The 15565-nt window shown below is 36.4% G+C and carries 13 protein-coding genes; 3 read left to right on the plus strand and 10 right to left on the minus strand.

Annotated features, from left to right (window positions below):
* Positions 1–397: 397 nt before the first annotated feature.
* From CRI88_RS13590 to CRI88_RS13620, 6 genes are all read right to left on the minus strand, one after another.
* Positions 398–832 carry a MarR family winged helix-turn-helix transcriptional regulator gene (locus CRI88_RS13590; protein WP_036120548.1) on the minus strand — a complete coding sequence of 145 codons (435 nt, stop codon included), beginning with the start codon at positions 830–832 and terminating at the stop codon, positions 398–400.
* Between the two features lie 25 nt (positions 833–857).
* Positions 858–1613, minus strand: a complete 756-nt coding sequence (locus CRI88_RS13595; protein WP_036120550.1) for an SDR family NAD(P)-dependent oxidoreductase — start codon at positions 1611–1613, stop codon at positions 858–860.
* Positions 1614–1853: 240 nt separating this feature from the next.
* Positions 1854–2855, minus strand: coding sequence for an anti sigma factor C-terminal domain-containing protein (locus tag CRI88_RS13600; protein ID WP_058844586.1), 1002 nt, complete (start codon positions 2853–2855; stop codon positions 1854–1856).
* Entirely contained in the window at positions 2848–3351 is a 504-nt protein-coding gene (locus CRI88_RS13605; protein WP_058844585.1) for an RNA polymerase sigma factor, read from the minus strand. Before CRI88_RS13605 ends, CRI88_RS13600 begins: the two co-directional genes overlap by 8 nt.
* Positions 3352–3858: 507 nt before the next feature.
* Positions 3859–5592 (minus strand): ABC transporter ATP-binding protein, encoded by a 1734-nt coding sequence (locus CRI88_RS13615; protein WP_058844584.1) that lies wholly within the window; start codon positions 5590–5592, stop codon positions 3859–3861.
* Entirely contained in the window at positions 5589–7331 is a 1743-nt protein-coding gene (locus tag CRI88_RS13620) for an ABC transporter ATP-binding protein (RefSeq protein ID WP_036120555.1), read from the minus strand. Before CRI88_RS13620 ends, CRI88_RS13615 begins: the two co-directional genes overlap by 4 nt.
* Positions 7332–8050: 719 nt before the next feature.
* Here CRI88_RS13620 and crcB (CRI88_RS13625) point away from each other — a divergent pair.
* The 3 genes from crcB (CRI88_RS13625) to CRI88_RS13635 are packed head-to-tail and all read left to right on the plus strand — an operon-like array spanning position 8051 to position 9101.
* Positions 8051–8413 carry a fluoride efflux transporter CrcB gene (gene crcB / locus CRI88_RS13625; RefSeq protein ID WP_036120558.1) on the plus strand — a complete coding sequence of 121 codons (363 nt, stop codon included), beginning with the start codon at positions 8051–8053 and terminating at the stop codon, positions 8411–8413.
* The gene (crcB, locus tag CRI88_RS13630; protein WP_036120561.1) at positions 8410–8739 is read left to right on the plus strand and encodes a fluoride efflux transporter CrcB; all 330 of its coding nucleotides are present in this window, start codon (positions 8410–8412) and stop codon (positions 8737–8739) included. Before crcB (CRI88_RS13625) ends, crcB (CRI88_RS13630) begins: the two co-directional genes overlap by 4 nt.
* Positions 8740–8753: 14 nt before the next feature.
* Positions 8754–9101, plus strand: a complete 348-nt coding sequence (locus tag CRI88_RS13635; protein ID WP_036120563.1) for a hypothetical protein — start codon at positions 8754–8756, stop codon at positions 9099–9101.
* Positions 9102–9428: 327 nt separating this feature from the next.
* Here CRI88_RS13635 and CRI88_RS13640 read toward each other — a convergent pair whose 3' ends face one another.
* The 4 genes from CRI88_RS13640 to CRI88_RS13655 are packed head-to-tail and all read right to left on the minus strand — an operon-like array spanning position 9429 to position 15565.
* The gene (locus CRI88_RS13640) at positions 9429–10184 is read right to left on the minus strand and encodes a class I SAM-dependent methyltransferase (RefSeq protein ID WP_036120565.1); all 756 of its coding nucleotides are present in this window, start codon (positions 10182–10184) and stop codon (positions 9429–9431) included.
* Between the two features lie 14 nt (positions 10185–10198).
* Positions 10199–11587 (minus strand): lysine 2,3-aminomutase, encoded by a 1389-nt coding sequence (gene ablA / locus CRI88_RS13645; protein ID WP_036120568.1) that lies wholly within the window; start codon positions 11585–11587, stop codon positions 10199–10201.
* Positions 11577–12365 carry a thioesterase II family protein gene (locus CRI88_RS13650; RefSeq protein WP_058844597.1) on the minus strand — a complete coding sequence of 263 codons (789 nt, stop codon included), beginning with the start codon at positions 12363–12365 and terminating at the stop codon, positions 11577–11579. The genes ablA and CRI88_RS13650 overlap by 11 nt, the downstream gene beginning before the upstream one ends.
* A 2-nt stretch (positions 12366–12367) precedes the next feature.
* Complete coding sequence (locus CRI88_RS13655; protein ID WP_101966741.1) at positions 12368–15565, minus strand: AMP-binding protein; 3198 nt, start codon at positions 15563–15565, stop codon at positions 12368–12370.

The following is a 15565-nucleotide window of genomic DNA, read 5'->3' on the forward strand; positions in this document are numbered from 1 at the left end:
TCGGGCAAAAGGTGCGCTCTATCCACTAGTTTTCCCGTTTTATCCTTCACATATTGAATTCTATCCTTCAGTTTGAGTATCCTATCCGTTCAAAGCCATTCTATCAGGCAAAAGGTGCGCTCTATCCACTAGTTTTCCTGTTCTATCCTTCACATATTGAGTTCTATCCTTCACTTTGAGTAATTCTATCCGTTCAAAGCCATTCTATCGGGCAAAAGGTGCGCTCTATCCACTAGTTTTCCCGTTTTATCCTTCACATATTGAGTTCTATCCTTCAGTTTGAGTATCCTATCCGTTCAAAGCCATAGACTTCCACCACCTATGACATTAATATAAATATCCAGCAAAAAAATCAACTCACCTCTATAAAATTTCTTAGAGGCGAGTTGATAATTAGCTAGTCATTTTTCTGTTGAATTCCCTGTACTAATTTCTCTTGAATCAGCAAATATTGGGCAATTTCCTTGTCATCTAATACTTCAAAAAGCTGTACAAAGACCTCTTTCCCGATGGATTGAGCCTTCGCCAAAGCTACTTTCCCCTCTTCCGTAATTTGCAAGCGAATGGTGCGACGGTCAGATGGATCATAAAGTCTTTCCGCTAATCCAAGCTTAACCAATTTTTCTGCAATGCTTGTCATAGCACCTTTCGTATAGCCAATGGTTTCAGCTAATTCTGCTTGTTTTTGAGGGCCTTTAACATGTAGCTCGTTTAACACTAAAATCGGTGAAATTCCTAAAGGATATGGAAACGCTTTTGTAAAGCGTATAATATTGGCATTATTCACCTGTTCAATCATATGAATGAGTTTAAAAATATTTGTCTGTTTCAAAAAAATCCTCCTCGAACGCCGAGAACTAATGAAGCATTAGTGAACCTCCATCCACCATAATCGTTTGACCCGTGATGTATTGGGAATCGTCAGAAGCTAAGAAAACAGCTACTCGACCGATATCTTGCTCAATATCACCAAAACGACCAAGTGGAATTTTACTTCTAACCGCTTCATAATATTCTGGTTGTGCTTTTGCCCATGCCTGTACACCTGGTGAATCCGCAAGTGGACTAATGATATTGACATTGATACCAAAACGTCCCCATTCATTTGCGGCAACACGAGAAATACCGCGGATTGCTTCCTTAGCTGCGGCATAAGCTGCCTGTGTCTCATGGCCTTGAATACCTGCCCCAGATGCAAAGTTAATAATATTGCCCTTCGTTTCTTTTAAATGTGGGAGTGCTGCTTGCATTAAATAGAAGGTTGGATAAAAACCTGTCCCAAACGATAAATCAAGATCTGCCTGTGTTGTTTCTTCTATTGTAACTTGTTTCGCAGCATGAGCGTTATTAACTAGCACATCTAGTTTACCGTATTTTTCTACGACTGTATCAATAATTTTTGGTAATTGATCGCGTTCCATTAAATTCGCCTGCAAAAACATAGATTTTGGTGAGATTTCTTGCAATTCTTTTGCCATTACCTCACCCGCCTCTGCATTTAAATCAACAATTGTAACGACAGCCCCTTCCTTTGCCATTGCTTTTGCCATCCCACTACCGATACCGCCTGCTCCCCCAGTAATGATAACCACTTTGTCTTGTAGTTTACCCATCGCTAACACATCTCCTTTTCTTTCATTCCTAAATAGTTTAACATTAAACTATTTAATTTTAAACTAAATTGCTTTACCTTTATCCGTCACTACTATCACTTTATAATCATTCAACTAGCTATTATTTTTTGTTAAACGAATAAAAAGAAAAGCCTATTTTGGAGAAAGGTTAATCCAAAATAGGCTTTTCTAAAATTGATCTTTCCTGCAAGATAGTGCCGATTACTCTTTTCAAAACTTCTATTTCTGATTTGATATTACACCAAATATAGACCCTTTAATGTATGCTTGTCCTTGTAATGACTCTAATTGCTCTGGTGTGCCCGTAACTACTGCCCCTATCATTTTCACATCACTTTTATCAATGGTTCCTTTTTCCCCTATTAAAGCTTGATAAACCTGGTTTGTTTCCCATTCGAAGTTCTTGCTTTTACGAAGAAGCTCAATGTTTCGAATAAAGGTGTCAACCTCGTCACTTGAAGAACGTCGAGCTTTTGGTTTTGATTGCTCTGATTGAAACCCATAAATGTACGGATAATTGGCTGCAATCGTATTCTGTCCTTGCTTCAAAAAATTTATGGTATCCTCTGTAAAGGTATCCACCCACCACCAATCTACTTGTACATCAATAGGTAACTTGCTTTTAATCTCATCAAAACTATATGCATTGTCAAAAGAAATTGCTAGTTCTACTAAAGTATTTTTTTCCAATTGATTCAGTTGGCTGATACTATCTTGATAATTATCGTATGAAATCTTTGGATGATAAAAAAACATTTCTCGATCACCAGTGTAGTCATTAAACCGTTCGAATTGATTTGTTTCTGCTAGTGATTCTGAACTTTCTATTTGGATGGAGCTAGAGCCGTAACTTCGTGTAAGCGTTCCAAATAGATTATAATCACTTTCGATAGGCTTCCAAATATATGGTCTATGCTGATCTCCAAGTACCTTATATGTTGTTGTTTTTATTTTGCCTCCAAACAAATTATAGTCATATATCTGATTACTAATTTGAATATTTGGAGCACTTATTTCGTTAAATAAATGAATGTCATCCATTACTTTTTGAGCACTATTTAACGATAAATGCCTAAGACCATACCACAATACTATTAGAACAAGGGGTGTAACGATGAGTGTTATGCTAATAATTTTTATTGTGGACCAAAACTTCGCCTTTCTCATTATTTTTTTCGTCTGTTTCTCATCAAACAAAAAATCATTTTGTTCTTTATTCATAATATATATCCTCCTTAAATCGTTCAGTAAATTCTTCCCTAGCACGTCTGACATGCGTTTTTAGTGTGTTTTCATTTTTATTCATTAAGGTAGAAATTTCTTTGTATGACAATCCCAACTCATATTTCAGTATTAATAATTCCTGATGCAAGATGGATAGCGTTTCAAGTGTGTCTCGTATATCCTTTAATTTTTCCTTTTTTAGAACCTGAAAATCAGGAATATGAATCAATGAAGTCAACTGAACTTCATCAAATTCTGTTGTTGGATGACGCTTTTCTTTTCTTTTGAGATCATAAAACTGATTGGTTGCCACACGATATAGCCAACTCATTACTTTATCTGACTGAATCCCATTTCTATGTAATAAAAATTTATAACATGTATCTTGGACGATATCTTCTGCATCCTCATGGGCTAATCCACGTTTTCTCAAATAACGGTAGAGCAGAGATCCTACTTGCTGCAGAAACTCATTCATTGATTGATTTACCATGTCTACCTCCCTTCTGCCTATACAACGCAGAGCTCAATGAAAAGTTTACATATTAAAAAAATTTCTACTAAATATTTCAGTTTACCGAAAAAATACAACAAAAAGGGAGCTGTGCATAATGGATGCTATACGGGGAGAGATTTCAGTAATATATTTATTGGTTTAGCTTTCGGCTTGTTTATGCACGATACCGTTCAGCTTTAATGGAAAACGACACGTATCGGTGTGGTAAGTTGGAAGACTACTAGATTTATTGGTTCAATTTATTCGACTAATAAAGATGCCGCGAAGACAAATCTCGCCAAAGCACAGTTCTGGTTTTGCAATGTTGGTTTACTATTGCTTTTTCTTGGCATGATAATGTACCCTACTGGTTATTTGAGCTTTTCATAGCAGGGGGTGGCGTTGCTGTAGTGCTGTCCGTTCTGTTGTTTTTTGTCAATATCTTTCCGTATGTAAGTTAAATAGGAAAGCCCCACTTTTATGAAGTGGAGCTTTCCATAGATTTTATTGTAAGGAATTCGCTTGCATTTGATACATTTTGTTATAAATACCGCCAAGTGCTAGCAGTTCATCATGCGTGCCATTCTCTATAATTTGTCCTCGATCAAGTACAAGGATACGATCGGCATTTTTAATCGTAGACAGTCGATGGGCAATAATAAATGTTGTTCGTCCTTTTTTCAGGACATCCATTGCATGCTGAATAATTTCTTCCGTTTCCGTATCAATATTCGATGTCGCTTCATCTAAAATTAAAATCGCTGGATCGAAGGCAAGTGCCCGCGCAAACGAAATCAGCTGACGTTGCCCTGAGGATAACGTACTACCTTTCTCAATCACTGGCTCATCATAACCATTAGGTAAGTTCGATAAAACCCGTTCGCCTCCTACAGCATTTAAAGAAGCTTCTATTTTTTCGGATGATATATTAGGGTTGTTTAAGCCGACATTTGAAGCAATCGTACCTGTAAATAAGTAAGGATCCTGTAGCACTATTCCCATATGTTCACGCATCGTTTGACGAGGAACAGAGGTGATATCAATGCCATCAATGGTAATTTTGCCTTTTGATGGGTCATAGAAGCGGAATAACAAGTTCATAATGGAACTTTTCCCAGAGCCCGTATGACCAACTAAGGCAATCGTTTCACCTTGATGTGCCTCAAATGATAGGTTTTTCAGCACGTATTCATTGTCTTTATAAGCAAAGGAAACATCTTCGAATACGACATTGCCTTTATATCGTGGGAGGCTTTTTTCAGAGACAGGCTCACCGTCTGTATCTAGCACCTCGAAAACACGTTTCCCAGCAATTAGAGAACGCTCAAGCTGAGAAAATTGGTTCACGATGTTCGTAATTGGATTAAATAGCTTTGTTAAATAATCAACAAATGCATACAAAGTACCCGCTGAAATCACTTGGGTAGCTGTAAATGATTGCGTACCAAAATAAAAAATAAAGACCGTAAACATAATTAGCCTTAACGTATTCACAAGGTTAAAGGATGTGGCTGAATCGAGCACTAATAGCTTACGTTCGTATGCATAATGCTCATTATTCATGTCATCAAATTCCTTCGTCATTTGCTGCTCACGACGGAATGCCTGAATAATAGTCATGCCTTGAATGGATTCATTAATCATGGCATTAATGTCCGCGATTTTTGTACGAATGACATCATTATACTTTGAGGCAAATTTTCGATACAAAATCATCCATACGTAAACAATAGGAATCATCGTTAAAGCTAGCATTGCCATTTTCCAGTTTAAAATAAAGAGTGCGATATATACACCAATGATGGAAATAAAGCTCGTAACAAAATTGGATAGCACCTGTACATATAAATTACGCACCGCTTCTGTATCATTTGTTACACGCGCAACAATTTTACCTGCTGGTAAATTATCGAAATACTGAATTGGTAAAGTTTGAATATGCTCAAAAACATCCTTACGTAATTTTTGAATGACGCGGTTTGCACCAATTTGTAAATAGATATACATAAAATAGCGTAATATAGCCGTTGCAATGGCTAACAGTAAATAAACGAGTAGTAGCCATGTAATCGGTTTGATTTCAATATGACCAATTGTCATGTAATTATCAATAATATGCTTGGCAATAAATGGCCCAACAAGCTCCGTAAATACGGCGATTGTAAGGAAGAATAAGCCTAGTAATATCGGCTTTTTAAAATGCATCGCATAGCGTGTTAAACGTTGACTCGTACTCATGAGGCACCCCCTTCTAGCTGCTGACGGTCAAATTGCTCTTTATACCATCCTTGTTGCGAAAGAAGTTCCTCATGTGTTCCCTGCTCTACGATTTGTCCATCATCCAACACGATGATAACATCCGCATGCTGAATACCAGATAGGCGATGCGTAGTAATAATCGTCGTTTTCCCATGACGTTCACGCTGAATATTTTCAATAATTCTTGCCTCTGTCTTGGCATCGACAGCCGAAAGCGAATCATCAAGCATTAAAATTTCAGGATCTTTAATCAATGCACGAGCAATAGATACACGTTGTTTTTGACCGCCTGAAAGAGATACACCTTTTTCCCCAACAAGTGTTTCAAGGCCCATTGGTAAATTTTCTAAATCTTTTTCAAAATATGCGGCACGAATCGCCTGCTGTAATTCAGCTTGTGTCGCATCTTCTTTCCCAAATAATATATTTTCACGAATAGTACGTGAGAATAGCACATGATCTTGCGGCACATAGCCTATCCAATCAAGAATCTGCTCCTTGGTTTGAGAGGTGATGTCGATACCGTCAATGGAAAGCTGCCCCTGTCCGATTGGATACTCTCGCAATAATTGGCGAAGGAAGGTTGTTTTTCCCGCACCCGTCTTGCCGACAATGCCCAGCGTTTGACCTTTTTTCAGGGCAAGTGAAATTTGCTGTAAGTTTTTCACCTGACTCATTGGATATTGGAATGTTAAAGCATCAAAACCAATTGCATTAGGTGTCGCAATCATTTGTGGATTCGGAATATTTTGAACATCTGCATCATAGTTCAATGTTTCCTGCACACGATCCAGTGAGGCATTCCCTTGCTGCATAACATTGATGAGCTCTCCAATCGCAAAGATTGGCCAAACCGCTAATCCTAAATACACATTAAATGTGACCAGTTGCCCAACCGTCATTGCCTCTATCGCCACTAAATGAGCCCCGTAACCGAGTGCTACAACATAGCTAATACCTGTTCCGACTTTCGTAATCGGGCCGAATAATGCATTAATTTTAGCTGTATGAATATTTTTGGCATACACAATCTCACTCATATCCGCAAAATTAGCCTCATCCTTTTTTTCCTGCACATAGGCGCGCACCACTCGAACTCCTGCAACAGATTCCAGTACACTATCGTTCAGCTCACCAAAAGCGTCTTGAGCCTTCATATAGCGTTCATGAACAATTTTACCTAAATATTGTATGAGGATGGCCATAATAGGAACTGGTAACATCGCAAAAAATGTGAGCTTCCATGAAATCATATAGCCCATCGCAAAAATGATAAAGCCCATATAAATCGTTGAATCAATCAACGTCATAATGCCAAAACCAGCTGTCATGGATACGGCATTTAAGTCATTTGTTGCTCGTGCCATTAAATCCCCTGTACGGTTTTTCTCATAAAACGTTGGGGTCATGCGTAAAAAATGCTGCATTAAATTTCGACGTAATATTTTCTCAAGGTTTATAGCTCCTTCAAATAGTCGGAATTGCCACACAAAATTTAATAGATAGCCCCCAATAATAATCCCAATAAAAATGAATACATATTTTGTTAAAATAGCTGGTGTCATTTCTCCTGCAGTCAATAAATCGATAATGGAGCCTAATAAATATGGAGGAATGACCTCTAATCCACTGGCAATCATGAGTACCACAATGGCAACCGTATATTGCTTCCAGTATTTTTTAAAGAACCAGCCTAATTTACTTAACACATCAAACATACATTATAACCTTCTTTCTTCCATGCTGTTGTGGATGACTACCCACTTTCTAGAAATTCCTTTTTGAAAATCATTCGTTGTACTGTGTTTCTCATATACATACACTCCTTTTTAGTATTCACTACAACCTTTTTGGCATGAAAAAAGACACATACCCTAAAAAGAGCATGTGTCTCTTATAAAAGGCAGGATTGAACCCATACCTTTTTATGCAATCTTAAATAAGCGTTAGGCATGGACAATGTATGTAACTGTAATTGAATTTGATACTAATAAAATTAACATTGTCATGCCCTCCCTTGGTTTATTTGTTATAGTGTTCTTGAAGATTATCACACTATAGAAATATTTGTCAACTATCACCCTGTTATTTTTTTATCATTTTCAGGAAATAGTTAGTGCTTTAAAGCGTTGAATTATTGAAAAGAACCAAAAGGAAAGCATAGGCATAAGTGGTTGATTGACTTTAACATTACAGTAAATGTTAGGTCGCTTATATTGACCAAAAGGATGAAATGAACAAAAAGGGTAAAGAGAAAGAAAGTTCCTTCACAAGATTCAAGCACTCAAGGCTCGTTTCTTTTACAAAGCTATTGGTCATAACAAAATGATTATTACACGAAATCATTTTATAGGAAGGCTAACAGAAGAAATATTTCTAAAATTTTCATCTCATGATACACTTTCAATATAGTCATTTTTAGTAAGGGGTCTTTACGTTGAAGACATTTTTAGCAGTTAGCATCGGCGGATTTTTTGGCGCAATCAGTCGATATGGTCTTAATCTGATTTGGCCAAGCACAAACGGTTTCCCTTATACAACACTTTGTATAAATATAGTTGGATGCTTTTGCTTAGCATGGCTTTTCACCACTTTTATAAAACGCACACCGATTGTAGTAGGACTTGGGACTGGCTTTTGTGGTGCTTTTACTACTTTTTCGACATTTTCCTTAGAGACACTGCTCCTCCTTGAAAATAATGAGTGGCTACAGGCTGTACTTTATGTTGCCGTAAGTGTTTTAGGAGGACTAACAGGTGCATGGCTGGGGATACGACTTGCAAGGGGGCGCATGGTATGATTTTGGTCGGGATTGGGGGAATTTTTGGCGCTTTGTCAAGATTCTATTTAGGAAAATTACTTGTACATCCATATCCATGGGCAACTTTTATTATTAATTGTACAGGCTCCTTTGCACTTGGTTTTTTATTCGCCCTGCATGTCGGTGACTGGTTGTGGCAATTGATAGGCATAGGCTTTTTAGGAGCCTACACGACATTCTCTACGTTTGGGTTTGAAACACTACAGCTTATAGAGCAACAAAAATGGAGACAAGCCATTAGCTATATTGCCAGTACCTTGCTAGTTGGAATTCTATTTGCTGCTATCGGTTATCTTGTTGTGTAAAGAGGTGATATGTATTGACACAGCCATCAAATGAGCAACTCCAAGAACTTGAAGCTGAAATAGAACAAACACTCTATTCACTTATTGAGCTAGAATTAGAAGAAAATTATGCCGCAATGAATACACAATTTGCCTATTTACTAGCAAAGATTCAGGCAGCACGGCTAATTGATTACAAGCTGGATGTTCTCGTAGAACCTCAAGCTTATACAACGGAAACTTGTATTCTGCTACAAAGCTTAATTGAGGCCAAGACGAGGACAAATAAAAGGCATAGATTATTAACACACCGTATGATTTTAAAAATATGGTTACGTAAAAATCAACGATTCATGAGGGAATTTTTACCTCAAATGTTTTAGGCGCCTTCTAGTTTTATAAGGGCGCCTCTTTTAAATGTATACGTTCTTTTCCAAATAAAGTTGTCTGTTGTAAAATATCTAAATTAATATAGATGTTTTTCCTTCTATCATCATGGGCAGTTTTGGTTGACGGGATATACCTCAAGGCTCGCCCCATCGCATGCTGTTGCCCTTAACCTACTGAAAATAGGAAGTCCCTACTACTTTCAGCAGAAAAGGAAAAAGTTCGATTTGGAAAACGAATCGTTCTCCAATCGAACTTTTAAGGGCTTTAAGAACAACCTTTTTTTATGTTGAGGTTCTATAATTTAAAGTCGTTATTAACTGCTATTTTTTTATAGCTTCATACGTAAATACCTCTGAACCATTTGTTGGATATTTATTATACTCATAATCCGCAGAAATCGTAACATCTTTAAATCCAATATCTTGTAAAATTGCTCGAAACTCTTCTACTCCATACCACTTTAATGGGAAAACTTCTAACTCAGTGTCAATTAGTTTCGTATTTTGCCATTTCTGATATTTATTGTGAGTAATAGTAAATTGATTAATGTAGTCCACATCTACCAATACTTCTTCCAACGTTATAGAGTCACCGTCTTGATTTTTTAATATTCTAGTTGAAACATAACCCTTCTCAAACGACTCAGGAAGAAAAGTATCTACTATTAAGCGGCCTCCATCCTCTAGGTGATCATAAAAACACTTTAAGGCTTTTAAAGAATCTTCTCTTTGATGCAATAATAGGAACGAGCCAGTCGGAATAATAATCGCCTCATATTTTTGTTCCAAAGAAAAATTGCACATATTTAATGAATATAGATTTGGTGAAAGCTCTCTTTCTGCACAATTTTTTTTGCATAATCGTAACATGTCATCAGAAAGGTCAAAACCTTCAATATTTAGCCCTTTATGCAATAGAGGTATTAAGATACGTCCATTACCAACGGCAGGCTCTAATATCTTTCCCTTAACGCCTTCTAACCTTTCTGAATAATACTCTACATCGCCAAATGTTTTACCAATATATTTATCTATATCATATAATTCTGTAGATAAACTACCATAAAAACTTACCATCTCTAGTCTCCTATCTAGCATTTATTTATTTTCTGTGCTTGTACTATTTTCTTTTGTTTTAAAAGATCTCTATTTTCTCTTTTATCCTTTAATGTCTCCGCCCCCTCTTCTTTATATCTTTCTCTTAATTTATATCGCGGAAGATTTGTAGGTACTAAGCTTTTCGAAGGTTCAGCCTCTAAAAGCTTTGAAACGCCTGTTGATTCGTATGATTTTAAATCATACACTTCAGAGAAATAACTATCGGCTGTACCTGACTCATAGTGCTTTATCTCTGGATAAGAAGAAATAACGCCTTCATAATTTCTTAAAACGACTTTCTCAGGACTGTGAGAAAGTATATAATTTGGCTGTAAAGCTATCTTCCCACCTCCGTTTGGTGCGTCTACTACGAATGTTGGTACAGCATAACCAGAAGTATGTCCTCTTAAAGATTCAATTATTTCCAATCCTTTAGAAATAGGCGCTCTAAAATGGCTAATCCCTTCAGACAGATCACACTGATAAATATAGTATGGTCTAACCCGGATTTTAACTAAATCATGTACTAATTTTTTCATTATTGGCACGCTATCATTTATGCCTGTCAGAATAACAGATTGATTCCCAACTGGAACCCCCGCATTGACCAATTTCTCACAGGCTTCTTTCGCTTCATCGGTTAATTCTATCGATGTATTGAAGTGTGTATTTAGCCATACAGGATGATATTTCTTTAAAATCGTACACAAATCATCCGTTATTCTTTGAGGAAATACTACTGGTGCTCTAGTACCAATTCGAATGATTTCAACATGCGGTATGTCTCTTAAACTGCTTAAAATATATTCGAGAATTTTGTCATTAATTAATAAGGCATCTCCGCCCGATAATAAAACATCTCTGACTTCTTTATTATTCCTAATATAATCAATAGCTCTATCAAGCTGCTTTTTAGGTACTGCCATCCCCACCTGTCCAGAAAACCTTCTTCTTGTACAATATCTACAATACATGGAGCATTGATTGGTTACCAAGAACAATACTCTATCAGGATACCTATGAGTTATACCTGGTACAGGAGAATCTTCATCTTCATCCAACGGATCTTCTAGATCATAGTGACTCTTCATAATTTCAGCAGATAATGGAACAGATTGCATGCGTATTGGACATCGTACATCATCTGGATTCATTAAAGATGCATAATAAGGAGTTATATTCAAAGGTATTGTTTGTAGAGAAATTTTCACTCCTTCTTCTTCTTCAGCAGTTAAGTTTACAACTTTCTTTAAATCATCTAACGTTTTAATAGTGTTCGTTAATTGCCAATGCCAGTCATCCCATTGCTCTTGGGTAATATCTTTCCAAAGTTCAATTTCCCTATAATGTCTTCTTTCACCTGGTTTAAGTTTAGTCTGCATGAATCACCTCTCCTTTGATGTTGGTATAAATAGTCATGAGTTCCTTTGTCAATTCTTTCGCAGGCTCCTCATTCTCACTTAAGTAAAAATGACCACCATTAAAATACTTACACTTATAGTCATTGAGCGTCATTTTCTCCCATAGCTTCACTTCCTCATCAGGAACTGCTGAATCTTGTGCACCTAGCCAAAGTTCCATTGGATAGTTGATAAATGCTTTGTCATCGAATTTAAATGTATCAAGTAAATGAAAATCTCTGCCTGTAACATCAACGATTGAATTAAACAGCTTCGAGTCAGACTCAAGCTCATTTGGCACTCCACCTAGCCTTCTAATATCTGCTATGACACTTTCCCTCGTTCGCCTCGTAAACGGAGCTTCAGGATGCGTCGCATTATTAGATACAGTTATAGGGGACCTAGCAGCTGAAATGATTAATTTTTGAATATATTGACTTTTATCATCCAGTAAACTTGATAAAGCATAGACAAATAGTCCACCTAAACTATGACCAAATAAAACGGCTGGGCGATCAATATAATGAAATACTGTTTTAAAAAGATATTCTTTTGCCTCACAAAATGTTGATAGAAACGGTAAATCATTAGTCATTCCTCTACCAGGTAATTCGAACAAACATACTTCTATATCTTCAGATAAATCTCTCACTAAAGGAACCATCGAAAGTGCCGAACCTCCAGCATGATGAAAACATAGCAATTTTAATTTTGCATGTGGATTTGGGTTATATACTAGATATCCTTTTTCTTGTTTCATCTTCACAATCTATGACCACCTATTATTTTCATAGCTTCCTCCACTGAAAGCTCGCCTTGTTTCACTTTTTCAAGTACTTCAATTTTGCTGTAAGATGGAACAGTACTTTCTTGGATAGGCACAGCTTCTTTTCTAGCCGTAATTTCTTCTACAAACCGATTAATCGTTGGATATCTGAAAAGATCACCAACTACAAACTCATACGAAGGCAACACTTTTCTAAGTAAGTTATATAATTTCAGTACAATTAAAGAATGGCCACCTTGATCGAATAGGCTACGATTCAACTGTACCTTTTTTCCTAAAACTACTTCCCATGTCTCTCTTACAATATCAACCATATCTCCTGACATTGAGATAGTCGATGTATCGGTTAACTGATTAAGTAATTCTTCAGCTTGTTTCCTTAGCAAAACTCTATCAATCTTGCCATTCGTATTGCGGGGTAGCCTTTCTAAAGGAACAATAATATTCGGAATAGCGAAATCCGGAAGTATCTTAGAGATACTACTATTAATGGTCTCAATACTTTGGTCTGTTCCACTTATAAAGGCAATTAAAGTATTTTCACCGTTATTACTTGGAAGACAGATAACAAAACATTCCATACCTGGTTGAAGGGATAATAACGCGTTCTCTACTTCTCCTAATTCTAATCGATAGCCTCGAATTTTTACTTGCTGATCACTGCGCCCATAAAATTCAATCACTCCATTAGCGTTCAACCTAACTAAATCACCAGTCCGGAAGTAGTTAACATCATTCAGAGTATAACTATTTGAGGTAACTAAACCCTCCTCGGTTACATAGCCTTTTGTTACTTGTTTCCCTCCAATGTGTAGTTCACCTATCATGCCAGGGGCTACCGAATTACCTGATTTATCAACAATTCTCACCATTGTTCCTGGTAATGGTTTACCTATTGGACAAAGTCCGGATTTAGAACTGTCATGATTGTTATTACACGTATAAACTAGAGACTCAATTGTACATTCACTTAGACCATAACCATTGTAAAAATTGACGCCGTCCCAAAGCATGTCACATATTTCATTCTTTTCTTCAAGTCTGAACGTATCAGCACCTACCACTATCGTTTTTAAATCTTTTAAGATAATATTTACCTCATTTAAATAGTGAATAAATTCCCTTACTAAAACAGGTGTTGACTCCAAAAACGAAATTTTATATTTAGCTGCCATTTCTGCTAAATATGCCATATCAATTCTTTTATCTTCCTCGCAAACGAACAAGCAGCCATTCGTTGACCATGCCTTCAGCAAATCACCTAAAAAAACATCGGATGTCCAACTCCCTAGTTGAAGAACATGTTGTTCACTAGAAAGGTCATAAAATTGTTTCCAGCTTTGGATTAGTTGTGACAACCCTTCTGTTTTTAATGAAACGATTTTAGGTTCCCCTGTACTACCAGAAGTAGAAATATAATATGCCACATCTTCCGATTTAAATCTGTAAGCCTCGCTTATCATTTCTTTTTCATCCATACTACGTTCAATAATGGTTGGAATGTTATCTAGGAATAATGATGTTTTTGGCTGCAATATGTCTAATGTACGTTTAGTTCTTGCTTCAGGTATACTCGTATCAATAGCACACCATGCCGCACCTATTGTCCAAGCAGCAAAAATACCGATTGCTGTTTCAATACTTTTCTTTCCTACCAGTGCAACTGTATCCCCGCTCTGTACTCCTTCTTCGAGCAGTTGATTTGCCACAATATTGCTATATCTTTTCACATCACGATAACTTAAATTTCTTTGACCATCTGAAATGGCTAAGGAATCATCCCTATGGTCTCCTAAAATGGATTGAATTGAAAAATTTTCAGACGTAGTAGAAAATTCTGTCGTCAAAACATTTTTTAAATATAGCTCTTCGCCTTGTGTTAAGTTAATATTTTGGACCAACATATTATTATAGTTATCTATATTTTCAAATATATACTCAAGTGAATCTAGAAGTCTTAGAAGCTCCGTTTTCTCATAACGTTGTTGATCCCAACCTAATCGTAAGCATATGGAGTCTTGCGTAATATCAAATGTTACCGATAATGGATCAGAGCTTGTTCCATATTGGTGAACCAAATCACCATTCTTTTTATTATTTAAAGTTCCCTTGAAATTTTGGAAAATAACAGAGGTTTTAAAGATTTCTGTATCTCCAGACACCCCACCAAACTGTAATAATTTAGAATACGGAACTCCGCTGTTTTCAGAAACATCTTGCAGATGATCCATTGTCTGTAGACATACTTCTTTTAATGTTAGTTCATCTTCTATATCTATTTTGACGGGTAATGTGTTTATAAGCATTCCATTCATATCACTCGACTCTATTAATTGATATGGTCTTAATGCAAAAGTCGATCCTACGTATAGCTTATTCGTATGTTGATATCGATTGATTAACACGCCCCATATTGTTAAAGCAATACTTGAAGTTGTAACTCTATTCTTTATGCTATAGGCATGAAGATTTTCTGCCGCTCTCTTGCTTAACTCTTTATCGATATACATGAATAATGGCTTTTGAGTAATATGTTGTGACTTTTCTATAGCTAATGTTTCGGCTTCAGCTAAATCACTTAATACATTTCCCCAATATTTTTCCAGTCCTTTTTGATACATTGGATCACTAATATAATGTAAATAAGGTTCTATATCTGGACGAATGGCTAATGAAGTGACATCCTTATTTAACAGCTTAAAGAAATCTTCAAGTGTTTGAGCAATTGACCAACCATCCATAATGATATGATGATGCACCCATACTAATAAGTTTTTAGATGGTTTCCAATTTTGAATAAGATAAAATTGTTGCGTCTTATTCAGCATCGTTTGCTGTAGCCTACCAATCTCACTTTTAAACCAATTCTCTATATTCATAAATTCATCTTGAATCCTTAAATAATTAACCTCGACTACATTGATGTCTTCTACATTGTTTTGAATAATTTGGATTGGTTCTATCTCTTGCCGCCACTCAAATTTTGTTCTTAATGCTGGGTTGGCTTTGGCAGTATTTAACCAAGCATCTTGAATCTCTTCGAATGTAAATGAATTAGGAATTTCATAAGATAAAATTTGCCAATATGCATCTGATGTTGGGTCCTTTAACGTTTCCATTAACATAACTAGCTGCAATGGTGTTAACGCGAGTTTCTTATCATTTTGTAGCAT

Source organism: Lysinibacillus fusiformis (assembly GCF_002845985.1).
Classification (GTDB): Bacteria; Bacillota; Bacilli; order Bacillales_A; family Planococcaceae; genus Lysinibacillus; species Lysinibacillus fusiformis_D.

Coding starts and splice junctions, on each gene's coding strand:
- CRI88_RS13595 (WP_036120550.1), bottom strand. CDS start 1,613: ATGGGTAAACTACAAGACAAAGTGGTTATCATTACTGGGGGAGCAGGC.
- CRI88_RS13600 (WP_058844586.1), bottom strand. CDS start 2,855: ATGAATAAAGAACAAAATGATTTTTTGTTTGATGAGAAACAGACGAAA.
- CRI88_RS13605 (WP_058844585.1), bottom strand. CDS start 3,351: ATGGTAAATCAATCAATGAATGAGTTTCTGCAGCAAGTAGGATCTCTG.
- CRI88_RS13615 (WP_058844584.1), bottom strand. CDS start 5,592: ATGAGTACGAGTCAACGTTTAACACGCTATGCGATGCATTTTAAAAAG.
- CRI88_RS13620 (WP_036120555.1), bottom strand. CDS start 7,331: ATGTTTGATGTGTTAAGTAAATTAGGCTGGTTCTTTAAAAAATACTGG.
- crcB (WP_036120561.1), top strand. CDS start 8,410: ATGATTTTGGTCGGGATTGGGGGAATTTTTGGCGCTTTGTCAAGATTC.
- CRI88_RS13640 (WP_036120565.1), bottom strand. CDS start 10,184: ATGGTAAGTTTTTATGGTAGTTTATCTACAGAATTATATGATATAGAT.
- ablA (WP_036120568.1), bottom strand. CDS start 11,587: ATGCAGACTAAACTTAAACCAGGTGAAAGAAGACATTATAGGGAAATT.
- CRI88_RS13650 (WP_058844597.1), bottom strand. CDS start 12,365: ATGAAACAAGAAAAAGGATATCTAGTATATAACCCAAATCCACATGCA.
- CRI88_RS13655 (WP_101966741.1), bottom strand. CDS start 15,565: ATGCTACAAAATGATAAGAAACTCGCGTTAACACCATTGCAGCTAGTT.